This window comes from Streptomyces sp. NPDC002795 (assembly GCF_042888725.1).
In the GTDB taxonomy this organism is placed as follows: domain Bacteria; phylum Actinomycetota; class Actinomycetes; order Streptomycetales; family Streptomycetaceae; genus Streptomyces.
This window is the reverse complement of sequence record NZ_JBIAQB010000019.1, coordinates 1-16,163: the sequence shown is the minus strand read 5'-3', so window position 1 is coordinate 16,163 and position 16,163 is coordinate 1. Positions and strand designations below refer to the sequence as shown.

At 72.4% G+C, this 16,163-nt stretch carries 21 protein-coding genes; 7 read left to right on the top strand and 14 right to left on the bottom strand.

Features of this window, described 5'->3' with window-relative positions:
* Positions 1–116 precede the first annotated feature (116 nt).
* From ACFYWS_RS37865 to ACFYWS_RS37855, 3 genes are read left to right on the top strand one after another with little or no spacing between them, the layout of a single operon-like run.
* Entirely contained in the window at positions 117–818 is a 702-nt protein-coding gene (locus tag ACFYWS_RS37865) for a glycosyltransferase family 2 protein (protein WP_389284078.1), read from the top strand.
* Positions 815–1,453 (top strand): DUF2064 domain-containing protein, encoded by a 639-nt coding sequence (locus ACFYWS_RS37860; RefSeq protein WP_389284076.1) that lies wholly within the window; start codon positions 815–817, stop codon positions 1,451–1,453. The genes ACFYWS_RS37865 and ACFYWS_RS37860 overlap by 4 nt, the downstream gene beginning before the upstream one ends.
* Before the next feature lie 20 nt (positions 1,454–1,473).
* A complete protein-coding gene (locus ACFYWS_RS37855; protein WP_389284074.1) occupies positions 1,474–2,199 on the top strand; it encodes a class I SAM-dependent methyltransferase in 726 nt (241 codons plus the stop codon).
* Here the strand turns inward: ACFYWS_RS37855 and ACFYWS_RS37850 are convergent.
* Together ACFYWS_RS37850 and ACFYWS_RS37845 are read right to left on the bottom strand one after the other, a co-directional pair.
* The gene (locus ACFYWS_RS37850) at positions 2,097–2,561 is read right to left on the bottom strand and encodes a hypothetical protein (RefSeq protein WP_389284072.1); all 465 of its coding nucleotides are present in this window, start codon (positions 2,559–2,561) and stop codon (positions 2,097–2,099) included. The genes ACFYWS_RS37855 and ACFYWS_RS37850 overlap by 103 nt on opposite strands.
* Before the next feature lie 5 nt (positions 2,562–2,566).
* A complete protein-coding gene (locus tag ACFYWS_RS37845; RefSeq protein WP_389284071.1) occupies positions 2,567–3,790 on the bottom strand; it encodes a molybdopterin-dependent oxidoreductase in 1,224 nt (407 codons plus the stop codon).
* 113 nt (positions 3,791–3,903) lie between these two features.
* Between ACFYWS_RS37845 and ACFYWS_RS37840 the strand changes: the two genes are divergently transcribed.
* Complete coding sequence (locus tag ACFYWS_RS37840) at positions 3,904–5,265, top strand: hypothetical protein (protein WP_389284070.1); 1,362 nt, start codon at positions 3,904–3,906, stop codon at positions 5,263–5,265.
* Positions 5,266–5,284: 19 nt separating this feature from the next.
* Here ACFYWS_RS37840 and ACFYWS_RS37835 read toward each other — a convergent pair whose 3' ends face one another.
* The 5 genes from ACFYWS_RS37835 to ACFYWS_RS37815 form a co-directional block, all read right to left on the bottom strand.
* Positions 5,285–5,968, bottom strand: coding sequence for a phosphoribosyltransferase (locus ACFYWS_RS37835; protein WP_389284069.1), 684 nt, complete (start codon positions 5,966–5,968; stop codon positions 5,285–5,287).
* A 10-nt stretch (positions 5,969–5,978) separates the two neighbouring features.
* Positions 5,979–6,383 carry an SseB family protein gene (locus tag ACFYWS_RS37830; protein WP_389284067.1) on the bottom strand — a complete coding sequence of 135 codons (405 nt, stop codon included), beginning with the start codon at positions 6,381–6,383 and terminating at the stop codon, positions 5,979–5,981.
* 93 nt (positions 6,384–6,476) lie between these two features.
* The gene (locus tag ACFYWS_RS37825) at positions 6,477–6,890 is read right to left on the bottom strand and encodes a GNAT family N-acetyltransferase (RefSeq protein WP_389284065.1); all 414 of its coding nucleotides are present in this window, start codon (positions 6,888–6,890) and stop codon (positions 6,477–6,479) included.
* A gap of 95 nt (positions 6,891–6,985) precedes the next feature.
* On the bottom strand, positions 6,986–7,690 hold the full coding sequence (locus ACFYWS_RS37820) for a Pr6Pr family membrane protein (protein ID WP_389284063.1): 705 nt from the start codon (positions 7,688–7,690) through the stop codon (positions 6,986–6,988).
* 153 nt (positions 7,691–7,843) lie between these two features.
* The gene (locus ACFYWS_RS37815; protein WP_389284061.1) at positions 7,844–8,491 is read right to left on the bottom strand and encodes a nucleotidyltransferase domain-containing protein; all 648 of its coding nucleotides are present in this window, start codon (positions 8,489–8,491) and stop codon (positions 7,844–7,846) included.
* Between the two features lie 154 nt (positions 8,492–8,645).
* Here ACFYWS_RS37815 and ACFYWS_RS37810 point away from each other — a divergent pair, with 154 nt between their 5' ends.
* Positions 8,646–8,843 (top strand): antitoxin, encoded by a 198-nt coding sequence (locus tag ACFYWS_RS37810; protein ID WP_389284060.1) that lies wholly within the window; start codon positions 8,646–8,648, stop codon positions 8,841–8,843.
* 101 nt (positions 8,844–8,944) lie between these two features.
* Positions 8,945–9,259 (top strand): EthD family reductase, encoded by a 315-nt coding sequence (locus ACFYWS_RS37805; protein WP_389284058.1) that lies wholly within the window; start codon positions 8,945–8,947, stop codon positions 9,257–9,259.
* Positions 9,260–9,280: 21 nt separating this feature from the next.
* Here the strand turns inward: ACFYWS_RS37805 and ACFYWS_RS37800 are convergent, their stop codons facing one another.
* The 7 genes from ACFYWS_RS37800 to ACFYWS_RS37770 all read right to left on the bottom strand — a co-directional run bounded on the left by ACFYWS_RS37800 (position 9,281) and on the right by ACFYWS_RS37770 (position 14,984).
* Positions 9,281–9,829: a hypothetical protein gene (locus ACFYWS_RS37800; RefSeq protein ID WP_389284172.1), complete on the bottom strand. Its 549-nt coding sequence runs from the start codon at positions 9,827–9,829 to the stop codon at positions 9,281–9,283.
* A gap of 79 nt (positions 9,830–9,908) precedes the next feature.
* Entirely contained in the window at positions 9,909–10,205 is a 297-nt protein-coding gene (catC, locus tag ACFYWS_RS37795; RefSeq protein WP_389284056.1) for a muconolactone Delta-isomerase, read from the bottom strand.
* 6 nt (positions 10,206–10,211) lie between these two features.
* A complete protein-coding gene (gene catA, locus ACFYWS_RS37790) occupies positions 10,212–11,066 on the bottom strand; it encodes a catechol 1,2-dioxygenase (protein ID WP_389284054.1) in 855 nt (284 codons plus the stop codon).
* A gap of 42 nt (positions 11,067–11,108) precedes the next feature.
* Entirely contained in the window at positions 11,109–12,212 is a 1,104-nt protein-coding gene (locus ACFYWS_RS37785) for a mandelate racemase/muconate lactonizing enzyme family protein (protein WP_389284052.1), read from the bottom strand.
* Positions 12,209–13,117 (bottom strand): LysR substrate-binding domain-containing protein, encoded by a 909-nt coding sequence (locus tag ACFYWS_RS37780; RefSeq protein ID WP_389284050.1) that lies wholly within the window; start codon positions 13,115–13,117, stop codon positions 12,209–12,211. Before ACFYWS_RS37780 ends, ACFYWS_RS37785 begins: the two co-directional genes overlap by 4 nt.
* Positions 13,118–13,237: 120 nt before the next feature.
* A complete protein-coding gene (locus ACFYWS_RS37775) occupies positions 13,238–14,257 on the bottom strand; it encodes a hypothetical protein (RefSeq protein ID WP_389284049.1) in 1,020 nt (339 codons plus the stop codon).
* A 109-nt stretch (positions 14,258–14,366) separates the two neighbouring features.
* Positions 14,367–14,984, bottom strand: a complete 618-nt coding sequence (locus tag ACFYWS_RS37770; RefSeq protein ID WP_389284047.1) for a TetR/AcrR family transcriptional regulator — start codon at positions 14,982–14,984, stop codon at positions 14,367–14,369.
* Between the two features lie 83 nt (positions 14,985–15,067).
* Here ACFYWS_RS37770 and ACFYWS_RS37765 point away from each other — a divergent pair, with 83 nt between their 5' ends.
* The gene (locus tag ACFYWS_RS37765) at positions 15,068–16,021 is read left to right on the top strand and encodes an aldo/keto reductase (RefSeq protein ID WP_389284045.1); all 954 of its coding nucleotides are present in this window, start codon (positions 15,068–15,070) and stop codon (positions 16,019–16,021) included.
* The last annotated feature ends 142 nt before the right edge of the window (positions 16,022–16,163 follow it).

Below are 16,163 nucleotides of genomic sequence, written 5' to 3'. Positions count from 1 at the left end.
GCCTCGCACCGCGCCGGGCCTGCGAGGTGTCCCAGCCGGGCGCGAGCGGCCGACGTCCGTGTTTCGTAAGGATCTCGCACCCGAAATGTCGGAATCAGGCTCGTAGGGTGAGACCCGTGACAAGCCCACCCACCACCGTCGACGTGGTCCTTCCCTGTCTCAACGAGGCCGAGGCCCTGCCCTGGGTCCTCGACCGGATTCCGCCGCACTGGCGCGCCCTGGTCGTCGACAACGGCTCCACCGACGGCTCCGCCGGGATCGCCCGCTCGCTGGGCGCCCAGGTCGTGCGCGAGGAACGGCGCGGATTCGGCGCCGCCTGCCACGCGGGCCTGACCGCTTCCGACGCCGACATCGTGTGCTTCTGCGACTGCGACGCCTCCCTCGACCCGGGCCTGCTCGCCCCCTTCGTACGGGAAGTGGCCGACGGCGAGGCCGACCTGGTGCTCGGAAGGCGCCGCCCGACAGCACGCGGCGCCTGGCCCGCGCACGCCCGCGCCGGAAACCTCGCGCTCGCCCGCATGCTGCGCCGCAGGACAGGACTGCGTCTGCACGACCTCGGACCGCTGCGCGCCGCACGCCGCGAGGCACTGCTCGGGCTCGACCTCACCGACCGGCGCAGCGGCTACCCGCTGCAGATGGTGGTGCGGGCCGCCGACGCGGGCTGGCGGATCGCCGAGCACGACGTGCCGTACCTGCCGCGCACCGGCGCCTCCAAGGTGACCGGCACCTGGCGCGGCACCTGGCACGCGGTGCGCGACATGAGCCGGGTGCTGGGCGAGGCGCCCGAACGCGAAGAACGGGAAGGGAGCACACGGTGAGCACACACCACCATCCGCCCGTCGACCTCCTGGTCATCGCCAAGGAGCCGCGCCCCGGCCGCGTCAAGACCCGGCTCACCCCGCCGTTCACACCCCAGGAGGCGGCGGAGCTCGCCGAGGCCGCGCTCGCCGACACCCTCGAAGCGGTCGCCCAGGCCCCGGCCGCCCGCCGCGTCCTCGTCCTCGACGGCGCGCCCGGCCCCTGGCTGCCGCCCGGCTTCGATGTCGTGCCGCAGTGCGCGGGCGGCCTCGACGAGCGCCTCGCGGCCGCCTTCGCCGGATGCTCCGGGCCCGCCCTGCTGATCGGCATGGACACCCCGCAGGTCCGCGCCGGCCTGCTCACCGTCGACTTCGCCGACTGCGACGCCTGGTTCGGCCCGGCCGTCGACGGCGGCTTCTGGGCCCTCGGCCTCGCCGACCCCGACCCGGGGCTGCTGCGCGGCGTGCCCATGTCCACGGCGCACACCGGCGCCGCACAGCGCGCCCGGCTCGTCGCGGCGGGCCTGCGGGTACGCGACCTGCCGCCGCTGCGCGACGTCGACACCGCCGAGGACGCCGCGGCGGTGGCCGCCGAGGCACCGCACGGCCGGTTCGCCGCGCGCCTGGCGCGCTGTACGACGGGGGTGCACCAGTGAGGGCGCGCATAGGCCCCTCGGTGAGCGCGCCCACCGTCGCCTGGGCGGGCGCCGACCCGTACTCCGCCGCCCTGCGCACCGGCCGCGGCCCCCTCTTCCTGCGCCGCGCCGACGGCTGGCTGCTGCCGCTGGAGGTCGAACGCTGGTGCGCGCGGGCCGACGCCGTCGACCGGCAGGTGCTCGACCGCTGCGAGGGCGCCGTGCTCGACGTCGGCTGCGGGCCCGGACGGCTCGTCGCGGAACTCGCCGCGCGCGGCCGCACCGCGCTCGGCGTCGACGTCAGCGACGCCGCCGTCACCCACAGCCGGGGCCTCGGCGGCCAGGCACTGTGCCGCTCGGTGTTCGACGCGCTGCCCGGCGAGGGCCGCTGGAACACCGTGCTGCTGATGGACGGCAACATCGGCATCGGCGGCGAACCGCACACCCTGCTCACCCGCGTCGCCCAACTCCTCGCTCCCGGGGGCCTGTTGCTGGCCGAGACGGCACCCCTCGACGTGGACGAACGCGCCAGCGTCCAGGTCACCGACTCACCGGAACGTACGGGACACGCGGAACAGCCCGGAGGTCACCCCTTCCCATGGGCCCGGCTCGGCACCCCCGCCCTGCTCCGGTACGCCGCCCGGGCCGCGCTGCGCCCCGTCGATCAGTGGTCCGTGGGCGGCCGCTGCTTTGCCGCGCTGCGCACCCGCACCCCGAGCAGCAGCGCAGAACCCGCGAACAGGGCGGCCGTCACCAGCAGCCAGTGACCGAGGTACACATCGGCGGAGCGGCCGGTCGCCGACCGGTAACGCTCGTCCACCGCCCCGCTGATCAGCGGGAACCAGACGAGCAGCAGCAGTCCCGACAGGGCGGCAGGAACGCGCACGTACCCCACCCGCTCCCGCCGGCCTGCCGCCGCGAACCCCCGAACGAGGAGCCGGTCCACCCCCGCGTACAGCGGCACCAGTACGAGATCGTGCACAAGGGCGGCCCCCACGAACCACAGCGCCACCCCGAACCAGTCGTCCGCCAGCAGCCGCACCCCCGCGTAACCGGCGAGCGCGAACGAGCAGAGCAGCAACAGGAGTTGAAGCGGACTCCTCAAAGGGGCCCGGCGCAAGAGCGACATCGCGGTCACACCTTTCCGAAGGTGAGCCGGGCGACCCACTTGGTGTTGAGCACACCCGGCGCGGCGGGCACGATCACGCGCGCCGGATAGCCGTGGTCGGGGGAGAGCGCCTCCCCGTTGACGTACAGGGCGAGCAGCGAGCGAGGATCGGCGACCTGGTTGGCGCGCAGCGCGGCGTGCCGGAAGGCGCCACGCCGTTGCAGCGACTCGACGAGCACATCCGGTGGATCGCCGTCGTACCCCACGAGTGCCGCCAGGTCCCGAAGCCGTACGCCGCGCCACCACTGGTCGGAGGTCGACCAGCCCTCCACGCACGCGATGGGCAACGCCGAGCTGTACAGCGGGAGTTGGGAGAGTTCGGCGCGACCGAGGCGGACCGTGCGGCCGGAGCGTCCGACCACGACGAGGCGCCACGCGTCCTCTGCCGTCTCCGCGCGGTCGATCCCCGCGTACGCGGCGGTCTTGTTGATCTGGAAGCCGTTCGGGCCTTCGGCCGGGTCGGCGCCGCCGTGCGGGGCGAGCAGCGCGGTGCGGCGCAGGAGGCCGTCGAAGCTCTGCCCCGCCGTCGTGGCGAACAACAGCAGCGAGCCGCCCCCGACAAACCACAGCGCACCCCGCCGCGACACCGTCGGCGGATCCGGCCGCGGAGCCACCAACTGCCCCTCCTCGCGCGCCTTTCGCACATTGCGCACGGCCGCCGGAACCTTCAGCACCGCATGCGTCACGAACGCGGCGAAGAACACCCACGCCCCGTAGAAATGCAGCGGATAGAACGAGCCGGGGAAGAGATAGTCGAGCTGCACGTTCAACACCCCCGTGACGAACTCGAAGAGCCCGCCGCCGACCAGCAGCAACAGCGAGACACGTTCGAGCGCGTGGGTCAGCGAACGGGCCGGCGGCAGTGCGAACAGCTTCGGCACCACCGACCACAGCTTCGCCAGCAGTACGGGGATCAGCGTGATGCCGAGCGTGACATGCAGGCCCTGCGTGAGCCGGTACAGCCAGTGCGGGTCCGTCGGCCAGGCGAAGAGGTAGAAGCCGAGGATCCCCTTGTCCGGGGTCTTGTCGTTGACCGGGGCCAGGCCCGGGTTGTACGCCGCGTACGAGACGAGGCCCGTCACGAACAGAACGGTGACGCCGACGAGGAGCACGAGGCCCAGCACGGAGGTGAACCAGGGGCCGCGCAGCGGGCTGCGCCAGAAGGAGGGCGAGGCGGGAGTGTCGCGCATGCGTCGACCGTAGGCCGCGAGGACCGGCCATCGGGGTGTGCGACTCATGACGAAACGCTGACATCAGGGCCGGTCGGCGCAGTGCGGGACGCCTCTCGGCCTAGCGTTCCGGTGTGACCCCCCGCACGGACCCCCGCAACGAACCGCGCGGCACGCGCCGCGACCTGTACGCCGCCGTGGCCGCGCTGCTCCTCGTGCTGACCGCCGCGCTCGTCGGCCGCCACATCGAGGACACCTACGGCACCCTGCACGTCGGCGCGCCTCCGCTGTACGGAAGGTGGCTCCCGCACCTCGGCCCCGGCACGCCCGCCGCCCTCGCGGTGGCTGCCGCGGTCGTCGCGTACGGTCCCTCCCTTGCGACCCGCTGGCGCTGGCGCGCGCTGCTCGCCACGGCGTGGGCCACGGCCACCGCCTGGATCCTCTCCCTCGCCCTGATCGACGGATGGCACCGCGGCATCGCGCGACGGCTCACCACCAAGTACGAGTACCTCCAGGTCATCGACCGCTTCCACGACATCCCGGCGACCCTGCGCGACTACACGCGGCACATCCTCATCGACTCACCCGACCACTGGCCCGCCCACACGGCCGGTCACCCGCCCGCAGCCCCGCTCACCTTCGTCCTCCTCGACCGCGTCGGGCTCGGCGGCGGGGGATGGGCGGGGCTGTGGTGTGTCACCGTCGGCGCGACGGCGTGCGTGGCCGTGCTCGTCGCCGTGCGCGCGCTCGCCGGGGAGGAACTGGCACGCCGAGCCGCCCCGTTCCTGGTCGTCGTGCCGGGCGCGGTGTGGATGGGTGTCTCGGCTGACGCCTACTTCGCCGCCGTCGCCGCGTGGGCGGTCGCCCTCCTCGCGCTCGCGGTCAGCGGGCGCTCGCTCTGGTGGGCGGCGGGCGCGGGGCTGCTGTTCGGGCTGACCTGCTATCTCTCGTACGGGCTCACGCTGTTCGCGCTGATCGCACTCGCGGTCCTCTTCCTCGGGCGGAAGAGGGTGCTGGAGCGGCCGGCGGCGCTCGCGGGGCTGTTCTGCGCCGGACTGGCGGTCGTGCCGGCCGCGTTCACACTCGCAGGGTTCAACTGGTGGGAGGCGTACCACCTGTTGACCACCCGCTACTACCAGGGCGCCGGAGGCATCCGGCCGTACGGCTACTGGGTGTGGGCCAATCTCGCGTGCACCGTCCTCGTCGTCGGAGTGGCGACGGTGGCGGGCCTGCGGCGCGCCGTCGGGCAACTGGTCCGGCCGGACGACCGGGAAAGCGGGCGGGCACGGCTCGCGCTCCTCGCGGGAGCCGCCCTCCTCGCCCTGCTCGCCGCCGACCTGTCCGGCATGAGCAAGGCGGAGACGGAACGCATCTGGCTGCCCTTCGCGATGTGGCTCGTCCCCGCCTGCGCGTTCCTTCCCCGGGCGAGGCCGTGGCTCGCCGCGCAGGTGGCGCTCGCCCTGCTCGTGAACCACCTGGTGCTCACCGGATGGTGAGGCGGGAGCCCGGCGCGGGTCAGCGCCCGCGCCCGCTCTTCTCCTGACGCTCCTCCTGGGCGCGGAACGCGTTCAGTACGTCCATCACCTCCGCGTCCGAAACCTGCGGGAACCGCTCATAGCCCTCGCTCACGGCGCGGAAGTCCGGCGGCTGGTCGAGGCAGATCACGTCGCCCGTGTGCGCACGGAGATCCGCCACGGACTGCGGGCTGCCGACGGGCGCCGCGAGAACGAGGCGGGCCGCGCCCCGGCGGCGTAGCGACAGGAGGGCCGCGGTGGCGGTGAGGCCCGTGGCGAGCCCGTCGTCGACCAGGATCACCGTGCGGTTCTCGACCGGTGGCGCGGGGCGGTCGGTGCGGTACAGATGGGCGCGGCGGTGCAGTTCGTCGCGGGCCTCGGCGACATCGGAGCCGAGCCCGTCCTCACTCAGGCCCAGGAGTTCGAGGGCCGCCCGGTCGAACAGCGGCGGCTCCTCTCCGACGACGGCGCCGATCGCGGTCTCGCGCCGGCCCGGCACGCCGATCTTGCGGGCGACCAGCACGTCGAGAGGCGCGTGCAGCGCGTGCGCGACGGGCGCCGCGACGGGGACGCCGCCGCGTGGCAGCGCGAGCACGACCGGATCGACGAGATCGCTGGAGTCGGCCCACTCCAGCACCCGCAGCGCGAGTTCCTCACCGGCGTGCGTACGGTCACGAAAGGGCACGGGTGCCTCCTCAGGACCGGTGGCCGAGCAACTCCCGTACGCCCTCCCCGTTGAGCGTCAGGGCGTCCGGTGAACCCGCGTCTATCGTCATCGACAGCTCCGCGGGCCAGCGCGCGGCGAGCGCGCCCAGCGGTACCGGCGTGCAGCGCGAGATGAACGGAAGCAGTTCCGACATGCGCAGCTCGGACGTGAACAACGGGACCAGCTGCTCGCCGCCGGGCTGCTCGATGACCGGCAGGGACAGCGCGGGGGAGTCGGAATCCTGTTCCTCGCCCACGTCGTCGGGCACCGGCACGAGGACCTCGCACCCGGCGAGCGCGTCGAGTGCGACCTGGTCCTCTGTGTTCAGGCTGAGGGCGCTGAGCGCCTGCTGCGCGGGGGAGTGGCCGTTCTGGGGTGTTGCGTTCGGATCCATGATCATTCGCCTCTGGTGGATGACGGGTGGCGCCCCGCGTACCCAAGGCGTACCGGTCCATGCAGCAGAGATCAGAGGGGGACGGCGACCGGGTCAGGCCGCCGCCCGTCTCGCCCAGGCCCGGCCCCACCGCCCCATCATGTGCGGGCACTGCGGCCGGCCGTGCAGCAGCTCCACGCCCTCCGTGGCACCCGTGGCGACGAAGAAGCGGCGGCCGACGGACGACTGGAGTGTGGTGGTCCAGCGGAAGCCGTCACCGACGGCGATCGCGCCGCGCAGCAGCTCGTGCCCTATCCCCTCGCGGCGCCACGGCTCGTCGACCCAGATCGCCTGGATCCGCCCGACGGCGCAGTCCTCGCACAACCGGAACCCGACCTCGGCGATCTGCCGGCCGGCCTGGGTGCGGGCGGTGATCCGCCACTGGCCGTCGGCGCCGGGGCGCTGTTCGGCGAGCATCACCACGGTTCCGTCACCGGTCGTGAACAGCCCGCCCGTCCTCCTACGCATGCGGGCCTCCTGCGGGCGTGCTGTGTCGGAGTTGTGCTCGCGCATCCTTTCACGCGGTGAGGCCGTGACGACAGGGGTGTGCGGGGCGCTCCGCGTCAGAAGCGAGAGGGAAGCGGCAGCGGCCGCTTGAGCCGACGCCCCAGCCGCCGGTCGATCCACGCGAACAGCCAGGCCAGCAAACCCGCGACGGCCAGCACGCCGACGATGTTCCGCAGCGCGAGGCCGTACCCGCGCGCGTGCACGTCGAGGAACGGATACGGGTACCAGTCCGTGACCGCGCCGTGCACGAGCGTGTACGCGATCCACAGCGCGGGCCACACGAACGCCCACCCCACGCTCACGGCGTCGATCCGCCCGCGCGGCCCGAACAGCAGCCAGCCGAGGAGCGTCATCGGCGGCGCGACGTAGTGCAGCCCCACGGTGACCCACAGCGAGACGCCCTCAAGGTGGATCTGCGGTGCGAGGACGATCGCGAACACCAGGCCGGTGATCGTGATGCCGAGCAGCGCGTCGAGCCGCAGCACCCGCCACCCGGGGCCGTCCCGGCCGGGGCGCAGCACCAGAGACACGGTGCAGGCCAGGACGAGGATGTTGCTCTGGATGGTGAAATAGCTGAGCGTGCGCACCAGCCGGGTCAGTGCGTCGGCCTCGTCCCCGGTCGCGCCCCCGGCCCCGGCGGTGGACCCGCCGCTGAACACGAGCACGAGCTGCGTGACCAGCGCCGCCGCGACGACGACGGCCAACACGCCGTGCCAGGGCCGGGAAAGGCCGGGGGTTCGGTCAACGGCCGCGCTGTGCACGGTTCCTGTGATGGTGATGACGGACTCCTCGATCTGCGACGTTGTGCGTGTTTCATCGAGTATGACCGCTATGGGGCTAAGGGGCTGTGGGTGAGGGGGAGTCGGAGGGCCACGGGCGTTGCCACGCGGGACGTAACCGAGCTCAGGGGCGGATCAGCCGCGGCGGTACCCGGCCCAGCACGGTCCGCCCGCCGCCTCCAGGATCCCGCGCACCTCGCAGGCGAAGCGCCCTACGGCGTCGTCCTCGCCGGACACTGCCGCCGCCGCGCCGTCCGTCAGACGCTTGTGCAACTCCGCGTCGGCGTCGGCGAGTCGCCGCGAGAGCCACTTGCCGCTGCCGAGCCAGTGGCCGCCCGCGAGCAGTGCGAGTTCCGAGGCGCGGCCCAGCAAGTGCGCGACCAGGTAGGTGCGTTCCAGGGGGTCGGCGCAGCCTTCGAGGTCGTCGAGGGTGTCGGTGAGGGCGTAGCGCCTGTCCTCCAGTTCGCTCTCCGAGGCCGGTGGAGGCCCGGCCGCCCACCGGCGCCGGGCCTCCACCCGCAGCGCCGCGCCGATGCGGTCCGCGGTCTCCCGTTCGACGAAGCGGTGCCAGTCGGCCTCGGTCTGGACGAACAGTTCCACCGGCCACCCCTCGTGGAGGAGGCTCTCGCGGTAGGGCGCGGGCGGGCCGGACAGCAGGACCTCGATGTCCAAGTCGGAGCGCGGCGTACGGCGTTCGGTCAGGACGCTGCCCGCCAGGAAGGCGGCGCGGGCGTCGGGGAAGCGGTCGCGTACCAGTCGCTCTGCGGTCCTCACGTGATCCATGGCGGCAGTGTGCCGCCGACGGCGGGCCCCGGGCACTCCGTTTTCCCCGCGTGCCACGCCCGCTCCCTCCCCGCCGCGCCGGTGCGCGCGCATGCGGGCCACGCTCGCAGGGGCGATCCTGGAAGACAGGAGAGTGGCCCACGAGGAGGTTGCCATGTCCGCGTTGGACAAGATCAAACGGATGATCAAGGGGCACGAGACCCAGGCCGGTAAGGGCGTCGACATGGCGGGCGATGCCGTGGACAAGAGGACGAAGGGCAAGTACAGCTCCCAGGTCGACTCCGCCCAGGAGCAGGCCAGGAAGCATCTCGGAATGGATCAGGACAAGGGGCAGGACGGGCCGCAGAAGTAGCCGGACTGCTCTGTCGCGGCCGGGGAAGGTGACAGTGGTGCGGGAGGGCCGGGCGACACGGCCCTCGCCTTCAGCGGACCGTGCCACGAGGAGGCCGACCGATGTACCGGATGACCGTCATCTACGATCACCCCGCCGACCCCGAGAAGTTCCTGAAGCACTACCGGGAGGTGCACGCGCCGCTCGCCTCACAGACGCCGGGGCTGCGGTCCTTCCAGTGGAGCGTGTCCGAGATGCCCGACGGATCGCGGCCTCCGCATTTCGTGGTGGCGGCGCTGGACTGGGACTCCAAGGACGAGGCGCTCGCCGCGCTCGCCACACCGGCCGGTCGGGCGGGCGCCGAGGACATCGCCAACTTCGTCGCGCCGGGCGGCGTCAGCATGAGCTTCTCGGAGGTCATCACGTATCCGCTCTGAGGAGGCCACCCGGCGCGCGGGTCAGTGACCGGCGAGCAGCTTCACGGAGACCACGCCCAGGCCGATCGCGGCGTTGAGGGCCGATGTCACCGTGGCGTGCAGGACGCCGGCGCCGGCCCGGCGACCGCCGACGAACCCCCACAGGGCCAGCGTCGCGACCTCGCTGCCTGCGGCGATCCACAGCGCGGTGGTGAGGCCCACGGCTCCCAGGGCGGACAGGGCGATCAGCAGGAGCGGTCCGATGGCGCTGGTCAGCAACGGGCTGCTGGTGAACAGCTCGTGCCGGACCTCGTGCAGCGTGGGGCGGCTGCCGTGCACGACGGGGTGGGCCTGCATGTCCGCGACCAGGGTCGCCATCCACAGACCGAGCGCGGTGGCAGCCACCGCGACCGCCGCCCCGGTGTGGGTGCTGTGCCCGCCCTGCGCGAGGCCGACCAGTACGGCGAGCAGGGTCAAGGACGCGTAGATGCGCTCCTTCAGGCGCTCACCGCGCACTGCGGCACGGTCGTACCCGGCAGCCTCCGGAGGTGTGCCCGGAGGTGTGTCGGAAGGTGCGCTTTCGGTCATGATCGAACCCTATAGCGGTGTTGCGAGGGAACCATCTGAGTTGTGCCTCGGCGAAAGCGGCGATGTCACGGGCAGATCGTCGTCATCCCCCCGCGCCCCCGGCCGCGAGGTCCGACGGATGCTGGGCGAGTGGTGTCACCTCGATGGACATGAAGGGGAAGAGGGGGAGGTTCCACAGGATGCGGTGCAGCGCCTCGTTGTCGGCGACGTCGAAGACGCTGAGGTTGGAGTACTGGCCGACACACCGCCAGATGTGCACCCACTCACCGGACTTCTGAAGCTCCTGGCAGTAGGCCTTCTCGCGGGCCACCAGGTCGGCGCGCTCGTCCGGCGCGAGGTCGCGCGGGATGTCGACGTCCATGCGTACAGCGAACAACACAGTGCATCACGCCTTGTCGAGAACGAAGTCGTACGTCACCTCGCGCCCGTCGCCGGCGGCGACCGGCGTCGGATCGAGGATCAGCTCGGGCTTGACGGCGGAGGCGATGTCGTCGGACACGTGCTCGCCGCCGGTGAAGTACAGCTGGGTGGTGACGAGTTGGTGGCCGGGCGCCGACACCTTGAGGTGCAGATGGGCCGGGCGCCAGGCGTGCCAGCCCGCGGCCGAGATGAGCTTGCCGCAGGAGCCGTCGGTCGGGATCTGGTACGGGGCCGGCTGCACCGTGTGGATCTTGAAGTTGCCCTGGGGGTCGGCGACGACCGTGCCGCGCAGGTTCCACTCCGGCAGGCCGGGAGCGAACTGGGAGTAGAAGCCGTCGTCGTCGGCGTGCCACATCTCGATGGTGGCGCCCGCCAGCGGCGTGCCGTCCACCGTGCGCACCTGGCCCTGGAACAGCAGCGGCGTGCCGCCCTCGTCCTCGCGCATCGGCAGGGTGGCCTCGGCGGGCAGCTCCGGCGCGTCGGGGACGTAGTACGGGCCCTCGATGGTGCCCTTGCTGCCCTCCCGGTCCTCGCTCGCGACCTCCTCGACGACGTGCTCGACCCACACGTCGAGGAACAGCGGCCACTCGCCGTCCTCGCCGACCTGGATCAGCCACGACTTCAGCGCGTCGTACTCGGCGTAGGTGACCTTGTGGCGGCGGATGATGTCGTGGGTGGCGCCCAGGAGTTCGGAGACGAGGGTGTTCACGCGCCCGGTGTCGGCGACCGGGGCGCCGGCGCGCTGCTTGCTGCGGAACTGCTCGGTGGCCGCGTTCCCTGACGCGGCGGCCGTGGCCTGCTCGGTGGCGGTGTCGGTCATGGTGTGTCCCGTCCTTGAGGAGGTGGAAGTGCGTCGGGTGGGTCAGACGTCCTGGCGGTAGCGGCTCAGCTTCTCGGGGTCGATGTCGATCCCGAGACCCACGCCCTCGCGGACGCGCAGCGTGCCGTCCGCGATCGTGAGCGGCTCGGTGAGCAGGTCGTCGGACATGTCGAGGAAGTTGGAGAGCTCGCCCGCGTGCAGCGAGGAGGAGCGGTGGGCGGCGCCGAACGCGACCGAGCACAACGTGCCGATCTGGCCGTCGATCTGATTGCCCATCACCACCTCGACGCCGAGGCCCTCGCACTGGTGCAGTACCCGCTGGGAGGCGGTGAAGCCGGTGCGGGCGGTCTTGACGCTGATGGCGGTCGCCGAGCCGCCGAGCAGCTCGCGGGTGACCTCGGCGGCCCGCGTCGCGCTCTCGTCGGCGATGAAGGGGACCTGGCTCTGCGCGACGAGCCACCGTCGGCCCAACACGTCGTCGGCGGGGCAGAGTTCCTCCGCGAACGTCAGGTCCAGATCGGCCATCTCGCGCAGGGCGCGGGCCGCGTCGGAGGGGGACCAGCCGCGGTTCCCGTCGACGTACAGCTCCACGTCCGGGCCGAGGGCCGCACGCAGTGCCCGGCAGGCGGCGACATCCTCGCCGTACGGGTTGCGGCCGACCTTCACCTTGAAGGTGGTGATGCCGTACGTGTCCCTGACCCGCTCGGCCTCGGCGACCATCGCGTCGGCCGGGGCGAAGCCGACCATGTGGCTGACGCGCATCCGGTCGCCGAAGCCGCCGAGCAGCCCGGACACCGGCAGTCCCGCGCACTGGCCGAGCAGGTCCCACAGGGCCATGTCGATCGCGGCCTTGGCGGCCGGGTTGCCGACGGTCCGGTCGAGGCGGGTGTGCGCAACCTCCCGTTCCAGGACGGTGAGACCCAGGATCTGCGGCGTGAAGATCTTCTCGATCACCGCGACGATGGACTCCTGCGTCTCGCCGTACGTGTAGGGGCGGGGCGGCGCCTCGGCCGTTCCCACCAGGCCCTCGTCGGTGTGCACACGGACCAGTACGTGCTCGGCGGTGTGCACCTCGCCGCTCGCGAACCGCAGCGGCTTGACGTAGGGAATGGCAAAGGGAACGGCCTCCACCTTGACGATCTTCATGGCATTCCCTCGATCTCTCTCACGAACATGTCGTGCCGCTCCAGTACGTCCAGCAGCTGCCGGATCAGCGGCGAATCGTCGTCGTGGCGCCAGGCCAGCGCCAGCGGCACGGTCAGCGCGTCCTCGATCTCCCGGCACACCACGCCCTCGCGGGGCGCGGAGCGGATCGAGTCGGGCAGCACCGCCACACCGAGTCCGGCGGCGACCAGGGCGAGCGCGGCCGAGGTCTCGGTGACCTCGTACGCGCGGTGCGGATAGAAGCCCGAGGCCAGGCAGGAGCGGACGACGGCGTCGTTGACGACGGAGCCGAGCGTGGCGCCGTACATGATGAAGTCCTCGTGGCGCAGCTGCTCGACGCGGATGCCCTGGGTGTCGGCGAGCCAGTGGCCCTCGGGGACGGCCGCGATGAGCGGCTCGTCGGTGATCAGCCGTTGCGCGATGCCCTCCTGGCGGATGGGCGGGCGCAGCACGCCGACGTCGAGGCGCCGCTCGATGAGGCCGAGTTCCTGTGCGGGCGTCAGCATCTCCGTGTGCACCTCCATCCGTACGTGCGGCATCTCGTGCTTCACCAGCCGTGCCAGGGTGGGAAGTTGGCGGTACGAGGCGGATCCGGTCAGGCCGACCCGGAGCACGCCCTCGACGCCGGTGGCGAACCGCCCCACGCGGGCCACCGCCTCGTCGACGGAGGTGAGGATGCGCTCCACATCGGTGCGGAACACCTCGCCGGCGCCGGTCAGGGACACCTGCCGGGTGGTGCGGGTGAACAGCTCCACGCCCAGTTCCGTCTCCAGGCGGCGGATCGCCTGGGAGAGCGGCGGCTGAGCCATGTGCAGTGCCTGCGCGGCCTTGCCGAAGTGACGTGTCTCGGCGACAGCCGCGAAGTAGCGCAGGTGCCTCAATTCCATCCGACTGCCCCTTTGTTGCGGATCGGTGGGGCCCTCGTTGCGCTTCAGCGTAGGGAGCGGACCCCATACCCCACAAATATCTTGTTGCAGGCTATTGAGATGTCCGCGATATCAATACCCTCACTCGTACATCACGTACGACGGGCGTGGACGCAGGCCGAGGACCTGGTCGGGGGTCATCAGGTCGGTGCCGCCCTCGGTGTCCTCGTCGTAGAACAGCTTGAAACCGGTGTGAAGTCGGTCGGGCATGGGGTCGACCAGGCGGTCCCAGGTGTGCCGTTTGAGTTGGGGGCTGCCTATGCCGTCGGCGCTCTTGATCACGGCGACGCCCTCGGGGGCATCGAGAGCGCCTTCGTCGTGGACGACGGACTCGGCGACCTGGTGGTAGACGAACGCCTTGTCCGGCAGGTCGTGGCGGTCCACGAGAGAGGCGAGGTGGGCGGCGATCCGGGTGAGTTCGGGGCCGCTGGTGTGTCCGTAGGTGTCGCCGGGGATCTGGCCGGGACCCATCTCCCACTCGGGGTCGAGGGCGATGCCCACGTCCGGCCGGAGGAGCCACTTCTCCAGGGCCTTCACCTCGCCGAGTGGGTCCGCGCGGCCGGGCTGGATGTTGAGGAGCAGTAGTGCCTTGTGCCGGCGCGCGGCCTCGTGGAAGGTGCGGATCGTCGCGTCGGGCGTACGCGTGCGGTACGTGCCGTCGGGGCCCGCGCCGGGGTTGGCGACGGTGGCGAGCAGCTCCAGGACGGGCAGCACGCGGCGGCCGTCGGCGTACGCGCGTCCGCGCCGTTCGAGCTCCGCGACACGGTCGTCGAGGTCACCCGTGCCGAGCCGGCCCAGCGCGGTCGCGCCCGGCAGCCCGCAGTAGCCGACGAGCCGGTGCTCGGGGAACAACCGGCGCCCGCCGCGCGGCAGTTCGGGGCGGCGGCGGGTGGGGCGGGGTGAGGGTGAGCGCGAGGACTCCGAGGGGCCGCGCCCGGCCTTCTCGGTACCGGAGGGCCGGTCGTCGGCCCCGGACCGGCCGCAGCCGCCGATGAGCGCGGCCGCGGACGTGACTCCCGCGGCGAGCAGTGCCCGCCGCGAACCGCCCGCCCCGTCGCCCGTGTTGCCGTCCCGGCCGGTGTCGTGACCGGCTGTCCGCATCTGGCCTCCCCACGCAGTGATCGACGTCCGTGGGTGCCTTGCCGACGTGTGCGGGGCGAAACGTGGGCGGGGGAGGTGTGCGGTGCTGATCGGCCACCCGGCTCCGGAGCTACTCCGGCGCCTCGCGCGGGCGCAGAGCGTCCGCCACGAGGTCGAGCAGATGGCCGACGCGGTCCGCGCGGTCGCCCGCCGTCGTGGACAGGAACACGCCGAGCAGCATGGTGATCACGTCGTCGGCGGGCACGTCGGTGCGCAGTGTGCCGGTGCGTGACCCGGCGTCGAGGAACGCGGCGACCGCGGCGGTCAGGCGCTCCCGGGTGTCCGCCGTGACGCCGCGCCCGGAGGCCGGGGCGAGGGTGAGGCTGCCGGCCATGGCGCGCTTGGCCGTGACGAGGTCCGCGTACCGGTCCAGCCAGGCGCGCAGCGCGTCCTGCGGCGGCAGTTCGCGGAGCAAGGGCTGCACGGCGTCGGTCACGGCGTCCAGCTCGGCGGAGTAGACGGCCTCGACGAGGGCCTCGCGGGTGGGGAAGTGCCGGTAGAGGGTGCCGATGCCGACCCCCGCCTCGCGGGCGATCGCCTCCAGCGCGACCGTCGTGTCGTCCCGGGTGAAGGCGGTGCGGGCGGCGGTGAGGAGTCGCTCCCGGTTGCGGCGCGCGTCCGCGCGGGCGGGGCGGTCGGCCTTGTCCCCGCCGGGTGCCGGGTTCGGGGAAGATGTGGACGCAGGCAAAGCGGAGGCTCCTCCGGTTGTGCTACCTTCGGCGTAACGGAGGTTCCTCCGTTTCTTCTATCTTCGCACGAGGCGGGATTCCCATGACCTCTTCCGCGTCTTCTTCTGCTTCCCCTCCTTTCGCGGTCACCGCGAACGGCACCCCGCGCCCCGGCGGCGCCGGACGGCTCATCGGCCGGGACGTCTCGCGCGTCGGGTTCGGCGCGATGCAGCTGCCGCGCCTGGACCCGGACCGCGCCGCGGCCGTCGCGCTGCTGCGCCGCGCCGTCGAACTGGGCGTCGACCACATCGACACCGCCCAGTTCTACGGGGACGGCTTCTCCAACGGGATCATCCGCGAGGCGCTGCGCCCCGAGGACGACGTCCTCGTCGTCAGCAAGGTCGGCGCCACCCCCGACTCCGGCGGCCCGCTGCCGCTGCGGCTCGCCCAGCGCCCCGAGGAGCTGCGGGCCGGCGTCGAGGACAACCTCAAGAGCCTTGGCGTCGACCAGGTCCCGCTGGTCAACCTGCGCCGCGCCGGGACAGGGCCAGGCCTGCGGGCGGAGGGCGACCAGGTCGTCGACATCGACGACCAGCTCGCCGTCATGACCGCCCTGCGCGACGAGGGCAAGATCGGTGCCATCGGGCTCAGCAACGTGGGCCTCGACGAACTGCGCCGGGGCCTGCCCGCAGGGATCGCCTGTGTACAGAACGCGTACAGCCTCGTGGCCCGCGGCGACGAGGAAATGCTGCGCCTCTGCCTCGCCGAGGACATCGCCTGGGTGCCCTACTTCCCGCTGGGCAGCGCCTTCCCCGGCATGCCCAAGGTCACCGACGAGCCCGCCGTCGGCGCGGCCGCCGGGGAGCTGGGCGCGACACCGGCCCAGGTCGGCCTGGCCTGGCTGCTGCACCACGCCCCGAACGTCCTCCTGATCCCGGGCACCGCCGACTCCGACCACCTCGCGGCGAACGTCGCGGCGGGCGCGCTCACCCTCGACGCGCCGACCCTGGCGCGGTTGGACGCCGTGCCGACGCGCTCGGGAGACATCGAGATCTAGGGCCTGATCCAGACGACAGGCCCTAGGGCCTGTCTTCAAACTCCCGCCTGCCCGGCGGCGTCTGGCACGCACGCTCGCGGCGTTGCCGAAAAGCCCGAGTAGCTCCGCTACGAGGACTTCCCGGCGCCTTGCGATCGCACGC